Annotated in this window: 9 protein-coding genes; 4 read left to right on the forward strand and 5 right to left on the reverse strand. The window is 62.1% G+C overall.

What is annotated here, in order from left to right; genetic code table 11:
* From TRM7615_RS23940 to glmU, 3 genes are all read right to left on the reverse strand, one after another.
* Window positions 1-6,449 (reverse strand): heparin lyase I family protein (locus TRM7615_RS23940; protein WP_108792502.1); only part of this gene is annotated, 6,449 nt, incomplete at its 3' end.
* Between the two features lie 319 nt (window positions 6,450-6,768).
* Window positions 6,769-8,589, reverse strand: coding sequence for a glutamine--fructose-6-phosphate transaminase (isomerizing) (gene glmS, locus TRM7615_RS23945; protein WP_108792504.1), 1,821 nt, complete (start codon window positions 8,587-8,589; stop codon window positions 6,769-6,771).
* 30 nt (window positions 8,590-8,619) lie between these two features.
* The gene (glmU, locus tag TRM7615_RS23950; RefSeq protein ID WP_108792506.1) at window positions 8,620-9,963 is read right to left on the reverse strand and encodes a bifunctional UDP-N-acetylglucosamine diphosphorylase/glucosamine-1-phosphate N-acetyltransferase GlmU; all 1,344 of its coding nucleotides are present in this window, start codon (window positions 9,961-9,963) and stop codon (window positions 8,620-8,622) included.
* 202 nt (window positions 9,964-10,165) lie between these two features.
* Here glmU and TRM7615_RS23955 point away from each other — a divergent pair, with 202 nt between their 5' ends.
* Window positions 10,166-11,167 (forward strand): NAD-dependent epimerase/dehydratase family protein, encoded by a 1,002-nt coding sequence (locus TRM7615_RS23955; RefSeq protein ID WP_108792507.1) that lies wholly within the window; start codon window positions 10,166-10,168, stop codon window positions 11,165-11,167.
* Between the two features lie 87 nt (window positions 11,168-11,254).
* Window positions 11,255-12,559 (forward strand): UDP-glucose dehydrogenase family protein, encoded by a 1,305-nt coding sequence (locus TRM7615_RS23960; protein ID WP_108792508.1) that lies wholly within the window; start codon window positions 11,255-11,257, stop codon window positions 12,557-12,559.
* 106 nt (window positions 12,560-12,665) lie between these two features.
* Here the strand turns inward: TRM7615_RS23960 and TRM7615_RS23965 are convergent, their stop codons facing one another.
* A complete protein-coding gene (locus TRM7615_RS23965) occupies window positions 12,666-13,727 on the reverse strand; it encodes a ParB/RepB/Spo0J family partition protein (protein ID WP_108792509.1) in 1,062 nt (353 codons plus the stop codon).
* Between the two features lie 34 nt (window positions 13,728-13,761).
* Complete coding sequence (locus TRM7615_RS23970; protein ID WP_108792510.1) at window positions 13,762-15,150, reverse strand: AAA family ATPase; 1,389 nt, start codon at window positions 15,148-15,150, stop codon at window positions 13,762-13,764.
* 456 nt (window positions 15,151-15,606) lie between these two features.
* On the opposite strand from TRM7615_RS23970, the gene TRM7615_RS23975 reads away from it, so the two are divergent.
* Both TRM7615_RS23975 and rfbC read left to right on the forward strand, forming a co-directional pair.
* Window positions 15,607-16,623: a replication initiator protein A gene (locus tag TRM7615_RS23975; RefSeq protein ID WP_108792511.1), complete on the forward strand. Its 1,017-nt coding sequence runs from the start codon at window positions 15,607-15,609 to the stop codon at window positions 16,621-16,623.
* Between the two features lie 73 nt (window positions 16,624-16,696).
* A complete protein-coding gene (gene rfbC / locus TRM7615_RS23980; protein ID WP_108792512.1) occupies window positions 16,697-17,251 on the forward strand; it encodes a dTDP-4-dehydrorhamnose 3,5-epimerase in 555 nt (184 codons plus the stop codon).
* Window position 17,252: the final 1 nt, after the last annotated feature.

Consider the following 17,252-nt stretch of genomic DNA (forward strand, 5'->3'; position numbering starts at 1 on the left):
GAAAACACCGTCTCGACCACCGCCGCGCCCGAGGATGCGGCCTCGAGGAAGGTGATCATGTCCTGCCCGTTGCCGCCGTCCAGCGTGTCGTCGCCGGCCGTCGCAATGAACCAGTCGTAATCGCCCAGACCGCGCATCTCGTCATTGCCATCGCTGCCGCGCATCACGTCGGCAAAGATCGAACCGGTGGCCCGTTCGATGCTGATCAGCTGGTCGGTCTCGCCGCCAAAGATTTTGGCAGTCCCTCCGCCCAGATCGAGGTCGAGCATGAAGTTCGTCCCCCGCCCGGCCACTTCCGGCGCGTCGGAATAGGACACCATGTCCAGACCCGTCCCGCCATCCACGGTGTCATTGCCACGACCCGGAATGATCCAGTCATACCCGCCCAACCCATTGATCTGCTCGCTGGCAGCGGTGCCGTGCAGGGTTTCCGTTGCAGACGTGCCGTTGATCGGCGGCACGGCCGGGCCGACTGTCGCCTTGAGAACAGAGGCATCGGCATAGCTCAGGATGGTGTCGGTAAAGACCAGGAATTCGACACTGTTGTGGACGAAATCGTTGCCTTCCGAGGATTGCAGCCGGAAGCTGGTCGCCCCTGCGGATGCCGTCACCTGGGTCGAGGCCACTTCGAACACGGCCCGGTCTGTGCCGTCGCCACCATAAAGCGTGTCATCGCCAAAACCGCCGACCAGCGTGTCATCGCCACCCTTGCCGTCCAGCCAGTCACCGCCGGTGCCGCCAAACAGACCCTGTCCCAGCTGGTTGCCAACCAGGGTCAGCCCCGCCGTGCCCTGCACTTCGAGGCGTTCGATATAGTGAACCGAGCTGAGCGTGAAATTGACCGAGGTGCGGATCATGTCAAAGCCGTTACCCGCCCATTCGTTGATCCGGTCGCCAGCATTGTCGACGTAATAGACATCATCCCCGGCGTAGCCGTACATGTTGTCGGCGCCACCTTTGCCGTCCAGCACGTTGTTGCCGGCATTGCCCCGGATCAGGTTGTCGGTGTTGGACCCGATCAGGTTGATCACGTTGGTCGAATTCAGATCGGTGGCGCGCAGCTCCTCGATCTCGTCATCGGCGCTCAGCGTGACGCTGAAATTGGTAAAGACCCGGTCGTTCCCCTGCCCCGCCGTCTCGACGATGCTCATGTTGGCCGCTTCGACATAGTAGGCATCGTCGCCCGCCCCGCCGCGCATCTCGCCGCCGTTGTTCGGGTCGTCCGATGCGCCTGACCGCAGGGTGTCGTTGCCATCACCACCGATCAGCAGGTCGACGCCGTCACTGCCGCGCAGGTCATCATTGCCGCCCAGGCCACTGATGGTGTCATTGCCGCCCTGACCGTCAATGACATCCGCCCCTGGGGTGCCTTCCAGCACGTTGGGTCCGGTCGGGTCCGACGGGACCGGATTGTTCGAGACCAGCTGGGTCGCCTCGGCAAAGCTGAGCGTGCGATCCAGGAAGGCGATCTGCTCGGTGCTGTTGTGCACCCGCAATTCGCCGTTCTGGGTATAGAGCACCAGCAAGGAGCCCCCGAGCCGTCCGGTCACCTCGGTCGAGTTCACATCCATCTGCAGCACATCGGTGCCCGCATCGCCATAGATGGTGTCATTGCCGTCATGGGCCACCAGCGTATCGTCACCATCGCCACCGCGCAGGGAATCTGCGCCATCGGTGCCTGCAATCAGGTTGTTGATGCCGTTGCCGATCAGGGTCATGCCCGTGGTCGAGGTTTCATCCGCGGCGCGCAGAACCTCAATCTCATCGACCGATCGCAAGGTGCGGTTCACCGTGGTCAGGACCGTATCGGTGCCGCCGCCCGCGCTCTCATAGGTGAAGTCACCAGCATTATCCACGTGATAGACGTCATCGCCGCCATAGCCGAACATCCGGTCCGCCCCGGCCCCGCCATCAAGCGTGTTGTTGCCCGCGTTGCCGCGCAACGTGTTGACGATGTTGGAACCGGTCAGGGAAATTCCCTCGATGCCACTCAGGTTATCGGCCTGAATGTTCTCGACCTGCGATCCGGCGGCCAGGGCCACGCTGACCGTTGTGCGGATGGTGTCGGTGCCGCCGCTTGCGGCCTCGGTCACGGTGGTGTTTTCGGCGGTGACATAAAACAGATCGTCACCAGTGCCACCTGCAAGCGTGCCGCCTGCTCCGTCCCCGGTGTGGAGCGTGTCGTTGCCCGCCCCACCTTGCAGCACATCCACGCCCTCATCCCCATAGATCAGGTCGTTGCCGCCCAGGCCGTCAACCGTGTCGTCGCCGCGCCCGGCATAGATCACGTCATCGCCCGCGGTGCCGGTCAGGCTGTTGTTGCCGGTCAGATCGCCGGTGATCGCCGTGTTCGAGGTCAGCTGCGCCGCCTCGGCATAGGTCAGGGTCTGATCGGTAAAGACGACCCGCTCGACATCCTCGCTGATCAGCTTGCTGCCGTTGGGGGTCTGCAGCAGCAGCCGCACCCCCTGCAGGGTGCCCGACGCCTGGGTCGAGGCGATGTCCAGCACCACCTCATCCACGCCGGCCCCGCCCAGCACCGTGTCATCGCCATCATGGACGAACAGCCGATCATTGCCGCCGTTGCCCACCAGGCTGTCGTTGCCATCGGTGCCATAGATGTCGTTGTCGAGGTTGTTGCCCACCAGGCGCATGCCGGTGGTCGAGGTTTCATCGAGCGCCCGCAGCTCTTCGATGAACTGGGTCGAACCCAGTTGCAGGTCGATCCCGGTGCGGATCGTGTCCCGACCCTGTCCCTGCCCTTCGACGACCTGGTCCCCGGCCTGGCGCACGAAATACAGGTCATCGCCGCCATAGCCGACCATCAGGTCGTCGCCCGCGCCGCCGTCCAGCGTGTTGTCGCCTTCGTTGCCGCGCACCGTGTTGTCGATGTCCGACCCGGTCAGGGCGATGTCATTGGTGGTGGACTGATCGTGGACCTGCAGGGTTTCGATGTCGTCATCGCCCGCCAGCGCAAAGCTAACCGAGGCGCGGACCACATCCGTGCCATTGCCGGCCGTTTCGGTGATGGTCGAGTCGTCGGCATCGACATAATAGGTGTCATTGCCCGCACCACCGCGCATTTCGGCGCCATTGCCGGTGCCAACCCCGGAATAGAGACTGTCATTGCCCGCGCCGCCGTCCAGCGTGTCGAAATCATCACCACCATAAAGCTTGTCATCACCGCCCAGGCCGTTGAGCGTATCCGCGCCACCGCCACCGTTCAGCGTGTCTGCGCCCTCTGTACCGGTCAGGCTGTCCGGACCCGCCAATTGGGTGGGCAGCTGAATGTTCGTCATCAGGGTGCTGGCCTGAGTATACGTCAGAGTCGTATCTTCGAACTGGATGGTCTCGACCGTGTCCGAGATCACCTTTTCCCCCAACAGTGTCTGCAATCGCATGCTGGTGGGGCCTGCCGTGGCCGTGACCTCGGTTGATTTCACATCCGCCAGCACCAGCGTGTCGTTGCCCGCGCCACCGTTGATCGTGTCGTTGCCTTCGCCCGCCACCAGCGTGTCATCGCCATCGTTGCCGACCAGGCTGTCGTCTCCGTTTGCGCCCACCAGACGGTTGTTCAACTGGTTGCCCACCAGGGTAACATCGACCCGCGAAGCACTTGGTGTCACCTCGACGGTTTCAATATCCATGGTCGAGCTGAGCGAATAAGAGGTCTCGGTCAGGATCTTGTCGTTGCCGCCGCCGGCCGCTTCGATCACCACATCGGTGCTGCTGTCCACGTAATAGACGTCATCGCCGCCAAAGCCGCGCAGGGTGTCATTGCCTGCCCCACCGCGCAGGGTGTTGGCGCCGGCATTGCCGCGCAATTCGTTGTCGATGTCCGAACCGGTCAGATCCACCGCATTGGTGCTGGCCTCATTGTCGACCCGCAGCACCTCGATGTCGGAACTGGCGTCCAGGTGCACGTCCACCGTGGTGCGCACCGTGTCGGTGCCGTTGCCCGCGGTTTCCACGATGTTGGTGTTGATGGCTTCGACAAAATAGATGTCGTCGCCAGCCCCGCCGCGCATCTCGCCACCGTTGTCGGGAATATCCGCCGTGCCCCCGCGCAGGGTGTCATTGCCGCCGCCGCCGACCAGCGTATCAACGCCTTCGTTGCCATAAAGCTCGTCGGCATCATCGCCACCTTCCAGCGAGTCCCGGCCGGTTCCGCCAAACAGCGTGTCCGAGCCGGTGCCGCCCAACAGCGTATCGTCCCCCTCGTTGCCGGACAGGTTGTCGGCGCCTGCGCCACCGTCCATGCTGTCGTTGCCGAGCCCCCCGAACAGGGTATCGGCGCCGCCGCCGCCCAGGATCGTATCCTGACCGTCCTGGCCCAGCAGGCTGTCGTTGTTGTCGCCTGCGGTGATGCTGTCGTTGCCATCTCCGCCAAAGACGGTATTGGCCCCGGATCCCGCATTCACCGTGTCATCGCCGGCCTCACCGGACAGGCTGTCAGCCCCCGCACCGCCAGACAGGCTGTCATTGCCCGCACCACCAAAGGCGGTGTCATTGCCGTCACCGCCATCCAGCGTGTCATCCCCGGCATAGCCCTGCAGCAGGTCGTTGCCACCGCGACCCAGCAGCACGTTTTCCCCGTTGGTGCCGCGGATTTCGTTATTGGTGTTCGACCCCGACAGGTTCAGCGCTGTGGTCAGGCTGGTGTCGGTGGCATTGATCACCTCGATCTCATTGGTCAGCCCGGCGTCGAAATTCGCAGACGCCCGTACCGTATCGCTGCCGCCACCGGCAGCCTCGACCACGGTTTCCCCGACGGCGTCCACATCATACTGGTCGTTGCCCGCGCCGCCGACCATGCTGTCGACCCCGGCGCCACCGGTCAGCGTGTCATTGCCCGCGTCCCCGATCAGCGTGTCATTGCCCGCATAGCCCTGCAGCAGGTCGTCGCCGCCCCGCCCCTGCAAGCGGTTGACGCCATCGTTGCCGCGCACTTCGTTGTCCCCGTCGGTGGCGATCAGGTTGATCGCCTGGGTGCCGCGCACATCGATGGTATTGACGATCTCAATCGAATTGGCTGCACCAGCGTCAAAACTGACGGCCGAGCGCACCGTATCGGTGCCATCACCGACCCCTTCGGAAATCACGTCCGTGGCGTTTTCGATCACATAGACATCGTCACCCGCCCCACCGGCCAGGGTGTTCTGTCCGGTGCCGCCATAGAGCGTGTCATTGCCGGCGCCGCCCAGCAGGCTGTCATTGCCCGCGTCACCATAAACTTCGTCATTGCCGGTGCCGCCCAGAACCGTGTCATTGCCGATATCACCGTGGACCGTGTCATTGCCCGCACCACCATCGACGCTGTCGTTGCCCCCATTGGCCAGCAATTCATCATCACCGCCCAGGCCGCTTATGGTGTTGTTGCCACTGTTGCCCTGAATCTTGTTTGCCTTGGCATTGCCGGTGGCAGAAATATTGTCATCCCCCAGCATCAGCAGATCTTCGATCTCGGCTTCCATGGTGCGGGTCACCCAGGTTTTGATCTGGTCGTGACCGCCCGCATCCGCGCCGCCTTCGCGCTCGTTGACCACGTCATTCACGTTGTCGACGAAATATTCATCGTTGCCCGCGCCGCCATTCATGGTGTCGGCTCCGACGCCCCCGTTCAGGGTATCGTTGCCGCCATAACCGTTGAGCACCTCGTCCTCGAAGAAACCGACCAGATTGGCCTGCAGGTCATCATCCCCTGCCGTGCCGTTGATCGGTGGCGGATCGCCCGCACCGGTATAGGTCACATCGCGGAACTGCGCGGCAAAGGTCTCGCTTGTGGCGCCGCGATAGACGCCCATCTGCAGGTAGGGGGCAACCGTGTCGTTATACCCGATGGGCCCGGAATAATCGACGATCTGCACATTGTCGCGCCAGACCTTGAGCATGCCACTGCCGCCAACATTATAGTCAAAGACGATTTCGATGCGCAGGTTGATCCACGTGTCCCGCGGCAGCGGATTGGAATCCAGATACAGCGTGTTGGTCGCCGGAGTATTGTAGGGGGGCACCGAGATCCGTTCCGGCGTCGACAAGGTCACCGGGTTGGGGTCGGTCCGGCCGGTGATCTCCAGGCGCTCCCCCCGCATCTGTACCGCAAAGGGCGGGCTGGCCGGGCCATCCTTAGACGAGCCGTCCGGGTTCTTGTCCTCGGTCTGGTGGAACTGCGCCAAAAGCAGCCAGGGGGCATTGTTCGCCGCACCGGATTCAACCTGAAAATCGAAATCCAGCGTAAATTTCCGCCCATATTGGGTATATTTCAGCGAGGAAATCTCGCTTCGGTTCTTGCCCTGAGCCTCATCGTCCAGCTCCGGCGGGGCCAGCGGGTTGTCATAATAGTCGCCCCCCCGCACCTCGAACCGCATCGTGTCGCTGTTCGGCGTGGAATAGCTCCAGGTCTTGTTCGAGTTTCTCAGGAATGAATCACTGCTGGTAAATGCGGGCATCGCCTCGGCCTCTGATAATTGTGTGTTAATTTTGCGCATCAAACTGCGGGTTTACCCCCCACCTGTCAACAATCGGTTAGCATATCTGCAGCCGATGTGCCGTACGCATCATATGTTTCACCAATTTAGAGTCTATTATGCCAAAATAAGCACAAAATCTCTGCATCTCGCCGTTGGCTCAAAGGCGGGTTTTGCGGCTGGGAATGGGGGGGTATCACGCCATTTCCAGACACACGCCAAGCGCGAAAAAAACCCGCCTCCCCAAATAGGGAGGCGGGTCCAAAACATCTTGCTCTCTAAAGGTCCGGCAAAACGCCGATCACTCGACCGTCACGGATTTCGCCAGGTTGCGCGGCTGGTCCACATCGGTGCCCTTTTCAACCGCCGTGTGATAGGCCAGCAATTGGATCGGCACCGCATAAGCGATCGGGGCAAAGGGCCCTTCGATCTGCGGCACTTCGATCTGCTGCCAGGTCTCGCCCCCTGCTTCGGCCAGACCCTTGGCATCCGACAGCATCACGATCTTGCCGCCGCGCGCCATGACCTCCTGCATGTTGGAGACGGTCTTGTCGAACATCTCGTCATGCGGCGCGATCACCACCACCGGCATGTCGTCATCGATCAGCGCGATGGGGCCATGCTTGAGCTCGCCGCTGGCATAGCCTTCGGCGTGGATATAGCTGATCTCCTTGAGCTTCAGCGCGCCCTCAAGGGCCAGCGGGTACATCGCCCCACGCCCCAGGAAGATCGCATCCTTGAAGCGGGCCAGCTGCTGACTGATCGCCTTGACCTGACCTTCGCAGGTCATGACATCCGCCATCAGCCCCGGCATCTGGAGCAACTGGTCCTCAAGCTTGGACAAGGCCTCTGCGGGCAGCACTTTACGCTGACGTGCCGCTTGCAGGGCCATGGCCGCCAGGACCACCAGCTGACAGGTGAACGCCTTGGTCGAGGCCACGCCGATTTCCGGACCGGCCAGGATCGGCAGAACCACATCGCTTTCGCGCGCGATCGAGCTTTCGGCGACATTCACCACCGACACGATCTTGCCCGCCTTGCCCGCGCAATAGCGCAGCGCCGCCAGCGTATCTGCCGTCTCTCCCGACTGGCTGACAAAAATCGCCAGGGTCCGATCCGAGATCGGCGGTTCGCGATAGCGGAATTCGGACGCGATATCGATTTCCACCGGCACGCCCGCGATTTGTTCGAACCAGTATTTCGCGGTGAAACAGGCCAGGGATGCCGTGCCACAGGCCACCATCACCACCCGGTCGATATTGGTGAAGTCCAGATCGTTTTCCAGCATCGTCTGACCTTCGCGGCCCGACAGGTAGAATTTGACCGCCGCTGCCAGAACCGAGGATTGCTCGGCAATTTCCTTGGCCATGAAGTGGCGATAGCCACCCTTGTCAACCGCCGAGGCATCCACATTCACCTTGCGACGCTCGCGTTCCACGGTGTTCTGTGCCGCATCGAAAAAGATCGCGCCGGCCCGGGACATGACGGCGATGTCGCCCTCTTCGAGATAGGTGATCTCATCGGTCATCGGCGCCAGCGCCAGCGCATCAGAGCCCACGAACATCTCGCTCTGGCCCCAGCCGACAGCCAACGGGCTGCCCTTGCGGGCGGCAACGATCAGGTCGTCTTCGCCGTCAAACAGGATGCACAGCGCATAGGCGCCTTCGAGCTGTGCAATGGTTTTCATCGCCGCTTCGATCGGGCCACAGCCCTGGGTCAGGTGCCAATCGCACAGCATCGCCACGGTTTCGGTGTCGGTTTCGGTTTCCGGCTTCATCTGATGCTCGCCCAGGAAAGCGCGCAGCTCGCGATAGTTCTCGATGATGCCATTGTGAACCACGGCCACCCGGCCACGGGCATGCGGGTGGGCGTTTTCGGTGGTTGCCGCCCCATGGGTGGCCCAGCGGGTGTGGCCGATGCCAACGGTGCCCGCCAGCGGCTGATGCACCAGCAGATCGCTCAGGTTGACCAGCTTGCCCAGGGCGCGGCGCCGATCCAGACGGTTTTCGTGCACGGTTGCGATACCGGCGCTGTCATAGCCCCGGTATTCGAGCCGCTTCAATCCTTCAACCAGAATGGGGGCCGCCTGATGCTGTCCCAATACGCCGACAATTCCACACATGATAAATACCTCAGTTTACAAAATTCAGCATCACTTCTTGGCCTTCATGGCCAAGCGCCGCTCGCGCAGCTTTCGCGCCAGGTCCGGCAACGTTTTCTGATCTGCCCGCGCAACAGCGAGCGCATGATCCGGCACATTGCGCGTCACCACAGACCCGGCACCCACAATGGCACCAGCCCCGACACTGACCGGAGCGACCAGTGAAGCATTCGATCCAATAAAAGCCCCCGCCCCGATTTCAGTCCGGTGCTTGGAAACCCCGTCGTAGTTGCAGGTGATCGTCCCGGCGCCGATATTGGCCTCCGCCCCGACCTCTGCATCGCCAATATAGCTCAAATGATTGAGTTTCGCACCTGCCGCGATATCGGCGTTCTTGGTTTCGACGAAATTGCCCACACGGGCGCCTGCACCAATGGTGCTTCCGGGGCGCAAACGGGCATAGGGACCAACCGTGGCGCCCGGTGCCACATGGCAACCTTCAAGGTGCGAAAACGCCCGTATAGTGACGCCATCTTCGACCCTAACCCCCAGACCAAAAACCACATTCGGCTCGACAATCACATCCTGGCCCAACTGGGTGTCATAGGAAAAATAGACCGTGTCGGGGGCCTGCAGGGTCACCCCTGCCGCCATCGCGGCCTGCCGCGCGCGGGCCTGGAAAATACCATCCGCCGCCGCCAGATCGATTCGCGAGTTCACGCCCAGGGTCTCGGCCTCGTCACAGACCACCACCGAACAGGTCCGGCCCGCATCATTGGCCAGACCGATGATGTCGGTCAGGTAATATTCGCCGCTGGCATTGTCGTCGTTCAACTGCGCGATCAGATCAAACATCAGGGCGCGATCGGCACAGATCACCCCCGAATTGCACAGCCGGATGGCCAGCTCTTCGGGCGTGGCGTCCTTGGCCTCGACAATCCGCTCCAGACGGTCGCCCTGCGCCACCAGACGCCCGTATTTGCCGGGATCTGCGGCCTCGAACCCCAGCACCACCAGATCGCTGCCCTCGGCGCGCCGGTCGCGGATCCGGGACAGGGTGTCGGGGCTGATGAAGGGCGTATCCCCCAACAGGACTGCAACATCGCCGTCGAAATCGGCCAGCGCCGCGCGGGCCTGATCCACTGCATGCCCGGTGCCCAGCTGTTCGGTCTGGTCGACAAATTCGATGCTGGCATCATGGGCTTGCACCTGGGCCCGTACAGCCGCGCCGCCGTGACCCACCACAACCAGACGCCGCTCGGGCGCAAGCGGGGCCGCTGCGTTCAACGCGTGGATCACCATGGGCACACCGGCCACCTTGTGAAGGACCTTGGGATCGGCTGAACGCATCCGCGTTCCTTTTCCCGCTGCCAGGACGATAAGAGCTAGTGACATAACAATTCTATTAAACAATTTCGGCTGTCGCTTGTTACTGTGAAGCAGGCGTTTTGCCAAGATAGTTTGTGCGCTATCAGCCCCCGCCAGCAAAAGCCCGCCACGACACAACCATGACAGGTAGCCGCCCCAAAAGAGGCTCTGCACGGACAGGGCAGAGAAGAGTTTGACAGCGCCACACCGGAATGGCTACGCAACCTACATGCGTACTATCCTCGTTACCGGCGCGGCCGGCTTCATCGGCTCAGCTCTCAGTCACCGTCTGCTGGACGCGGGCCACCGGGTTGTGGGGCTCGACAGTCTCAATGCCTATTATGACCCTGCCCTGAAACAGGCCCGCCTGGACCGGCTGACCGCCCGCGACGGGTTCACCTCGGTTCAGGGCAAACTCGAAGAGCCCGGCCTGCTGCGCGCCCTGTTTGAGCAGCACCGCCCGGCCCGTGTCATCCATCTGGCCGCACAGGCCGGGGTGCGCCATTCCATCGATGCGCCGCGCGACTACCTCGAGGCCAATCTGATCGGCACGTATGAGCTGCTCGAGGCCGCGCGCGCCTACCCGCCCGAGCATATGCTTCTGGCCTCCACCAGCTCGGTCTACGGCGCCAACACGGATATGCCCTACCGCGAGGTGGACAAGGTCGACAGCCAGATGTCGTTCTATGCCGCCACCAAAAAGGCAAACGAGGCGATGGCCCACTCCTATGCCCACCTTTATGGCCTGCCCACCACCATGTTCCGGTTCTTTACCGTCTATGGCCCCTGGGGTCGGCCCGACATGGCCTATTTCAAATTCACCCGCGCGATCCTGAACGGTGAGCCGATCGACGTTTACAACAACGGCGAGATGCGCCGCGATTTCACCTATATCGACGACCTGGTCACGGCCATCCTGGCGCTTGGCGATGCGGTGCCGGACGACGCCCCCGTGGGCGCGCATGACAGCCTGAGCCCGGTGGCCCCGTTTCGCGCCGTCAACATCGGCATGAACAGCCCCGTGGCGCTGATGGATTTCATCCAGGCGATCGAAACCGCCATCGGGCAAGAGGCCGTGAAGACCATGCTGCCCATGCAACCAGGCGACGTGCCTGCGACCTGGGCCGACACCACATTGTTGCAGGATCTGACCGGAGTGGAGTTGAAAACACCCGTCGCCAAGGGCATCGCACAGTTCGTGACCTGGTATCGGGACTATTACGGGGTCTAAGAGGCCCCCTGGACATCAGACAATTGAAACCTGCGCAGGAACGGTCAAAGGTGACCCCAAACAGGCAGGCACAAAAGAGGTAGGGCAATGCGGATTGCAATGATTGGAACGGGCTATGTCGGGTTGGTCTCGGGCGTCTGTTTCTCGGACTTTGGCCATGACGTGATTTGTGTCGACAAGGCAGAAGCCAAGATCGAGATGCTGCAGGCAGGACAGGTGCCAATCTATGAGCCGGGGCTTGAGGCTCTGATGGCCAAAAACGTGGCCGCGGGGCGGCTGAGTTTCACCACCGATCTGGCGGCGGCCGTGGATGGGGCCGATGCGGTATTCATCGCCGTGGGCACCCCGACGCGGCGTGGCGACGGGCACGCGGACCTGACCTATGTGATGGCAGCTGCCCAAGAGATCGCACAGGCCATGACCGGCTATACCGTGGTGGTGACCAAATCCACCGTCCCCCTTGGCACCAATCGTCAGGTGAAACAGACCATCCTCAAGGCCAACCCGCAGGCCGAGTTTGATGTGGCGAGCAATCCCGAGTTCCTGCGCGAAGGGGCGGCCATCGACGATTTCATGCACCCCGACCGCGTGGTTGTCGGCGTTCAAAACGAGCGTGCCGCCGAAGTGATGGCCGACATCTACCGGCCGCTCTACCTGCGCGACTTCCCGATCCTGACCACCGATCTGGAAAGCGCCGAGATGATCAAATACGCGGCCAACGCATTCCTTGCCACCAAGATCACCTTCATCAATGAAATCGCCGGACTGTGTGAGCGGGTCGGCGCAGACGTGAAAGAAGTCGCACGTGGCATCGGCCTGGATGGGCGGATCGGCAACAAATTTCTGCACGCAGGCCCCGGCTATGGCGGCTCGTGTTTTCCCAAGGACACCGCCGCCCTGGCGCGCATCGGTCAGGACCACGCCTATCCGATGCAGATCACCGAGACGGTCATGCGCGTCAATGACGAGGTCAAGAACCGCATGGTCGAAAAGCTGCGCGATGCGCTGGATGGATCGTTCAACGGCAAGACCGTGGCGGTGCTGGGGGTGACCTTCAAACCCAACACAGACGACATGCGCGACGCCCCCAGCCTGACCATCGTGCCGGCCCTGATTGGTGGCGGCGCCAAGGTGCGCGTGGTGGACCCGCAGGGCTTTGCCGAGGGCGAAGACCTGCTGCCGGGTGTGAAGTGGATGGACGATCCCTATCACGCTGTGCGCAACGCCGATCTGGTGGTGCTGCTGACCGAGTGGAACGAATTCCGGGCGCTGGATCTCAAGCAGATGGCCAAGAAGATGGAAACGCCCCGCATGGTCGACCTGCGCAACATCTACACCGAGAAATCCGCCAAGCGGGCCGGGTTTGAAATGTACCTTGGGGTGGGGCGGTAATCCCTAACGAAACGTTTCGCGCGCGAAACAAATAGACTCGATTAGGGTCTAATCAAAGGGGGTGCCGCACAATCCTGCGACACCCCCTTCATCATTTCAAAAGCGATCAGGCGCGGCGGATGGCGTCCTGGATCAGTTCGACCAAGGCCTCGGTCACACCGTCGCCGACCAGCTCAATACGGCTCTGATCCGGGGTAAACCGCATCTCGATCCCAGCTGTCACTTGCGTGATGATGCGCTCGCCCTTGGCCGGGTTCTGCGCGGTCGAGCGGATGCGGGGCCGTGGAGCAGGCTCGGGGTCTGCCGCCGGGGCAGGGGGCTGGCGTTCCGTGACAGCCTGGGCCAGGACCCGCATCTCGGCGCCGGCACTGTCACGAGGCGTCTCTTTCAACCGCTCTTTCAGTGCATCCGCGAACCCGGGGTCCCGCACCATCTCGCGCGCAAGCGCCAGACCCAGCTTTTCGCTGATCGCCGAGGGGTACCAGAGCGTCGCGTCAAAGGCATCGACCAGCATCATGAAGGTGCCAATTTTTGACCGCTTGGACCGGGTGGCATTGGCAAAGAGCCCCTGCAGGGCGGCGCGCTGTGTCGGATAGACCTCTTCCTTCATCGCCCGCACGGCAATGCGGGCGCGCTCGTAATGGCTCAGGTTCACCCGGATTTCGTTTTCTTCGACCATCGCCACATAAGCATCCTGGGCGGTATCCGGCGTGATCACCATGGCGCGGACCTTGGCAAATTTCGGGTCTGATGTCTCTTTGTAGAGTCTTTTCAGCGCCGTCAGCCGTCGCCAGCCCGAGATCAGACCATGGGTCCGCCCACCGGCTGCGTCAGGCAGGGCAACCACCTCGACCGGCATCTGCTGGCCGCGCGCGCGCAAGCTTTCGACAAGCGACTCCATCTCTTCTTCGTTCTGCTCCAGACGATCGCGCACCAGGTGGCGTTCGTCGATCACATCCAGATCCAGCAGTTCCAGCATCCGCCCCTCGGCGCGCGCCGTCGCCAGTGCTTCACTCACCTCGGCAAGTGCCGCCGTCGCCGAGGCTTCGCCCGCCACTTGCGCGATTGGGGCGTTCATACCCACCGGCATCGCCTTGGTTTCGGGTGCGGCTTGTGATGTGCCCAGAAAGCCGGGTTGGGCGGGGGTCAGCCGTTTGCGTTTTGCCATATCTGCTCCTCCGAATAGCCCTTGTTAGGGTCTGTTATTCTGCAGCTTGTTGTGCGTCGAGTTCGCCACGCCGCCAGACACCCAGAAGCAGGCGCTTGAAGGCGGCATAGGTGGCGTCGAATGTTTCGCGGCCGCGCGCATAGGTCTCGCGGTTGAAATCGCGGTAATCGGCCTCGTAGATGCCATTCACCTGCTCGCCAGCCTGGCCAATGAGGGCGGTGAAATCCTGTCGGTGGGGGGACAAGGTTTTGCCCAGATAAGCCTGCATCAGAGCCGAAAGTTCGCCCTGTTGCGCGCCGTCATATCGGGTGATCACCGTGCGCACCGCGTCCCATTCAAAGCCCATTTCGGGTCGCCCCAGGGCACGGGCGGCGATATTCTCGCCATCCTCGATGCTGGCAAAGGTGGAATGCAGCATGTCGAAAAAGCGCCCCGTGCTGTCGAACTCCAGAAACGATGCCCCCATGGGCACCAGCAGGATGTCCGCCGCCGCCAGCCCGTTGATGGTCAGATAGCCAAGCGCCGGGGGCGTATCGATGAATACGAGATCATAGTCATCAAGGACACCATCCGCCTCGAGCCGGTCAGTGAGCGCATCCCACAGCTTCCAGCCGCGCGCCTGCATGCGCCAGACCGGGATCTGGAATTCCGCCCAATAGAGGTTCAGCTGCGCGCCGATAAGGTCGATGTTGGGCCAATGGGTGGATTGGATGACGTCACGCGCTGTCATGTCCATGGCGGCGCTCAGCGCCTCGTCCAGGGGCTGTGGCGCGTCTCCACGATCCAGGCGGCGCTGGTTCTCGATGCGCAGATACTCGCCATAGTGGCGCGCCAGCAGCGGGAAGGCGGTGTGCCACTCATCCTCGACCCGGCCACCAAAGATCGACGTCATCGATCCCTGGCTGTCCAGATCCACCACCAGCACCTTGTAGCCATCCAGAGCCGCCGACATGGCCAGATGCGCCGCCGTGGATGTCTTGCCGACGCCGCCCTTGAAGTTTGCCACTGCCACCAGTTTGGCGGGTTGCCCGGCGGGCCGATAGGGGAGGTAGTTCTTGGCCTTTGACCCTTGCGCGCCAAAGAACGCCCTGAGCCGCAGCACCTCATCCAGGGTGAACCACTTGGCGCCGCCCTCGGTCTCGGACTGGCCCTGGGGCAAGTCGGGGTTCTGCTTGAGCACGCGGCGGAAATGGGCCTGGGCCACGGGGATCAGATAGCGGGTGATCTCCCATGTGGAAAACAGGCGCAGGGATTTGCGCCCTTCCTCATCCATACCCCGGCTGGCCAGGTCCGCCCGACCCCGGGTGCAGGCCTCGGCAATCTCGGCAAAGCCGCCTGTGTCTGTGGGTAAGTCCAGCTCGGCCAGGGCCGCGTCGGGGTCGATGTTGAAATAGGGGGGCAGAGAGGTGCTGTCCTTGGCCATGGGGGAACCTGTTTGAAATCCGCTCGATGTGCTGTGTTTTCCCCATGATACCGAAAAAGGCGACACATGAAAGGAAAACGCGCAGGTCGTTTGAATTTTCTCAGCAAAATAAGGGGATGGTGGTGCGAATATAGCGCAAGCTTGGGTGTGGTGAAACTTTTTTGGCTTGTTAGTTTTGTGTTATCTATCAGTTACAGGACATGTCTTTCCGGGAAATTTCCTTTTGAATCAAACAGCAAAGGTCAAAATCTTGGTAAGTAACGACTCTGAAACCCCGATAAGGTGACTCTGAACCCCCGATGAAGTGACTCCGAACCCCCGTTGTCAGATGCTTGTCTGGGCTTGTGGATAACTCTAGGGTGGCGTTACTAAAACCACGAAAGAAAACGAGCCCTAAACGAGTCGGCCAACCGACCACCAAAAGGGGCCGAGCAGACAAGAGCCGGGGCAGGGCCAATGAGCAGGGCAGTGACAGCAGCGGGGGGGCTATTGCCGGACCGCCATCAACAGGGCGATTTTTTCGTCTGCGATATTTTTGACGCGATCCCCAAGGATGATCTCGCCAGCATGGAGCATCCGCTGTTCTCGCTGGCGACCCGGCCGGATCGGCGCATCCTGCAATATGATCACAACGGCACCGAGATCACTGTGACCCCGTCGGTCAAGGGGCTGGCCACGATCCACGACAAGGACATCCTGATCTTTTGCATCAGCCAGCTGATGGCGGCGATCAATGCTGGCCGCACCGTCAGCCGCACGCTGCAGCTCAAGGCGCATGATCTGCTGGTGGCCACCAACCGCGAAACCTCTGGCGATGCCTACCGCCGCCTGCGCGAGGCGTTTGAACGACTGGCGGGCACCCGCATCACCACCAACATCGTCACCGGCGAGAAAGAGACGACGACGGGCTTTGGCCTGATCGAGAGCTGGGAGATCGTGCGCAAATCGCGCGGCGGCCGAATGGTCAGCGTGGCGGTGACGCTGTCGGATTGGCTGTTTCGCGCGGTGGTGTCGAAATCTGTGCTGACGCTGAGCCGCGATTACTTCCGCCTGCGCAAACCGCTGGAGCGGCGGATCTATGAGCTCGCGCGCAAACACTGTGGGCGCCAGCCGTCCTGGACGGTGTCGGTCGACACGCTGCTGAAAAAATCTGGCAGCGCCTCGCCCCGGCGTGTGTTCCGCAAGATGCTGCGCGACATGATCGAGGCCGACCACTTGCCGGATTATGAGATGTCTGAGGAGCCCGGCGACCTGATGCGCTTCACCCCGCGTGGGGGGCTGGTGAGTTCCGACACGCCGCCGCCGACACTCAGCGCCGAGGCCGTCGAAGAGGCCCGCCGCCTGATGCCGGGCGCGGATGTCTATGCGCTCGAGGCGGAATGGCGCGGGGTCTGGGCGCGCTCAGGCAGCCCCCGCCTGCGCAAGCCCGATGCAGCCTTCCTGGGCTGGGTGAAAAAACGCGCCAGCCGGTGACAGATCGGTGACATCTCCCGGGTCATCTTGGTAGAGGTCCGGATAGGACAATTTTGAACGAGGTGATTTGCAGATGCAGGTAGAGCAGACCGCATTGCCAGGGGTGCTGATCCTGACGCCCCAGCGATTTGGCGACGCGCGCGGGTTCTTTTCCGAAAGCTGGAACAGACAGCGCATGGCCGAGCACGGCATCACGCTGGAGTTTGTGCAGGACAATCATTCACTCTCGGCCACCCCTGGCACCATCCGGGGCCTGCATTTCCAATCGCCGCCCCATGCCCAGGACAAGCTGGTGCGCTGCGGGCGCGGGGCGCTGTTTGATGTGGCGGTCGACATCCGCAAGGGCTCACCCACCTATGGGCAATGGGTGGGGGTTGAGCTGAGCGCGGAAAACGGCAAGCAGCTTCTGGTGCCCAAGGGGTTCCTGCATGGCTTTGTCACCAAGGCCCCGGATACCGAGATCTGCTACAAATGCACCGACTACTACGCGCCCGAGTGTGACGGCGCGGTCCGCTGGGACAGCTGCGGCATAGACTGGGGCTTTGACGGCGACCCGGTGCTGTCGGACAAGGACAAGGCGGCGCCTGCGCTTGCTGATTTCGACAGTCCGTTCGTGTGGGAGGGGTAGG

Source organism: Falsiruegeria mediterranea M17 (assembly GCF_900302455.1).
GTDB classification, from domain to species: domain Bacteria; phylum Pseudomonadota; class Alphaproteobacteria; order Rhodobacterales; family Rhodobacteraceae; genus Falsiruegeria; species Falsiruegeria mediterranea.

Excerpts from the sequence above, each read along its gene's own strand:
- glmS (WP_108792504.1), bottom strand. The coding sequence starts at position 8,589 with ATGTGTGGAATTGTCGGCGTATTGGGACAGCATCAGGCGGCCCCCATT.
- glmU (WP_108792506.1), bottom strand. The coding sequence starts at position 9,963 with ATGTCACTAGCTCTTATCGTCCTGGCAGCGGGAAAAGGAACGCGGATG.
- TRM7615_RS23955 (WP_108792507.1), top strand. The coding sequence starts at position 10,166 with ATGCGTACTATCCTCGTTACCGGCGCGGCCGGCTTCATCGGCTCAGCT.
- TRM7615_RS23960 (WP_108792508.1), top strand. The coding sequence starts at position 11,255 with ATGCGGATTGCAATGATTGGAACGGGCTATGTCGGGTTGGTCTCGGGC.
- TRM7615_RS23965 (WP_108792509.1), bottom strand. The coding sequence starts at position 13,727 with ATGGCAAAACGCAAACGGCTGACCCCCGCCCAACCCGGCTTTCTGGGC.
- TRM7615_RS23970 (WP_108792510.1), bottom strand. The coding sequence starts at position 15,150 with ATGGCCAAGGACAGCACCTCTCTGCCCCCCTATTTCAACATCGACCCC.
- TRM7615_RS23975 (WP_108792511.1), top strand. The coding sequence starts at position 15,607 with ATGAGCAGGGCAGTGACAGCAGCGGGGGGGCTATTGCCGGACCGCCAT.
- rfbC (WP_108792512.1), top strand. The coding sequence starts at position 16,697 with ATGCAGGTAGAGCAGACCGCATTGCCAGGGGTGCTGATCCTGACGCCC.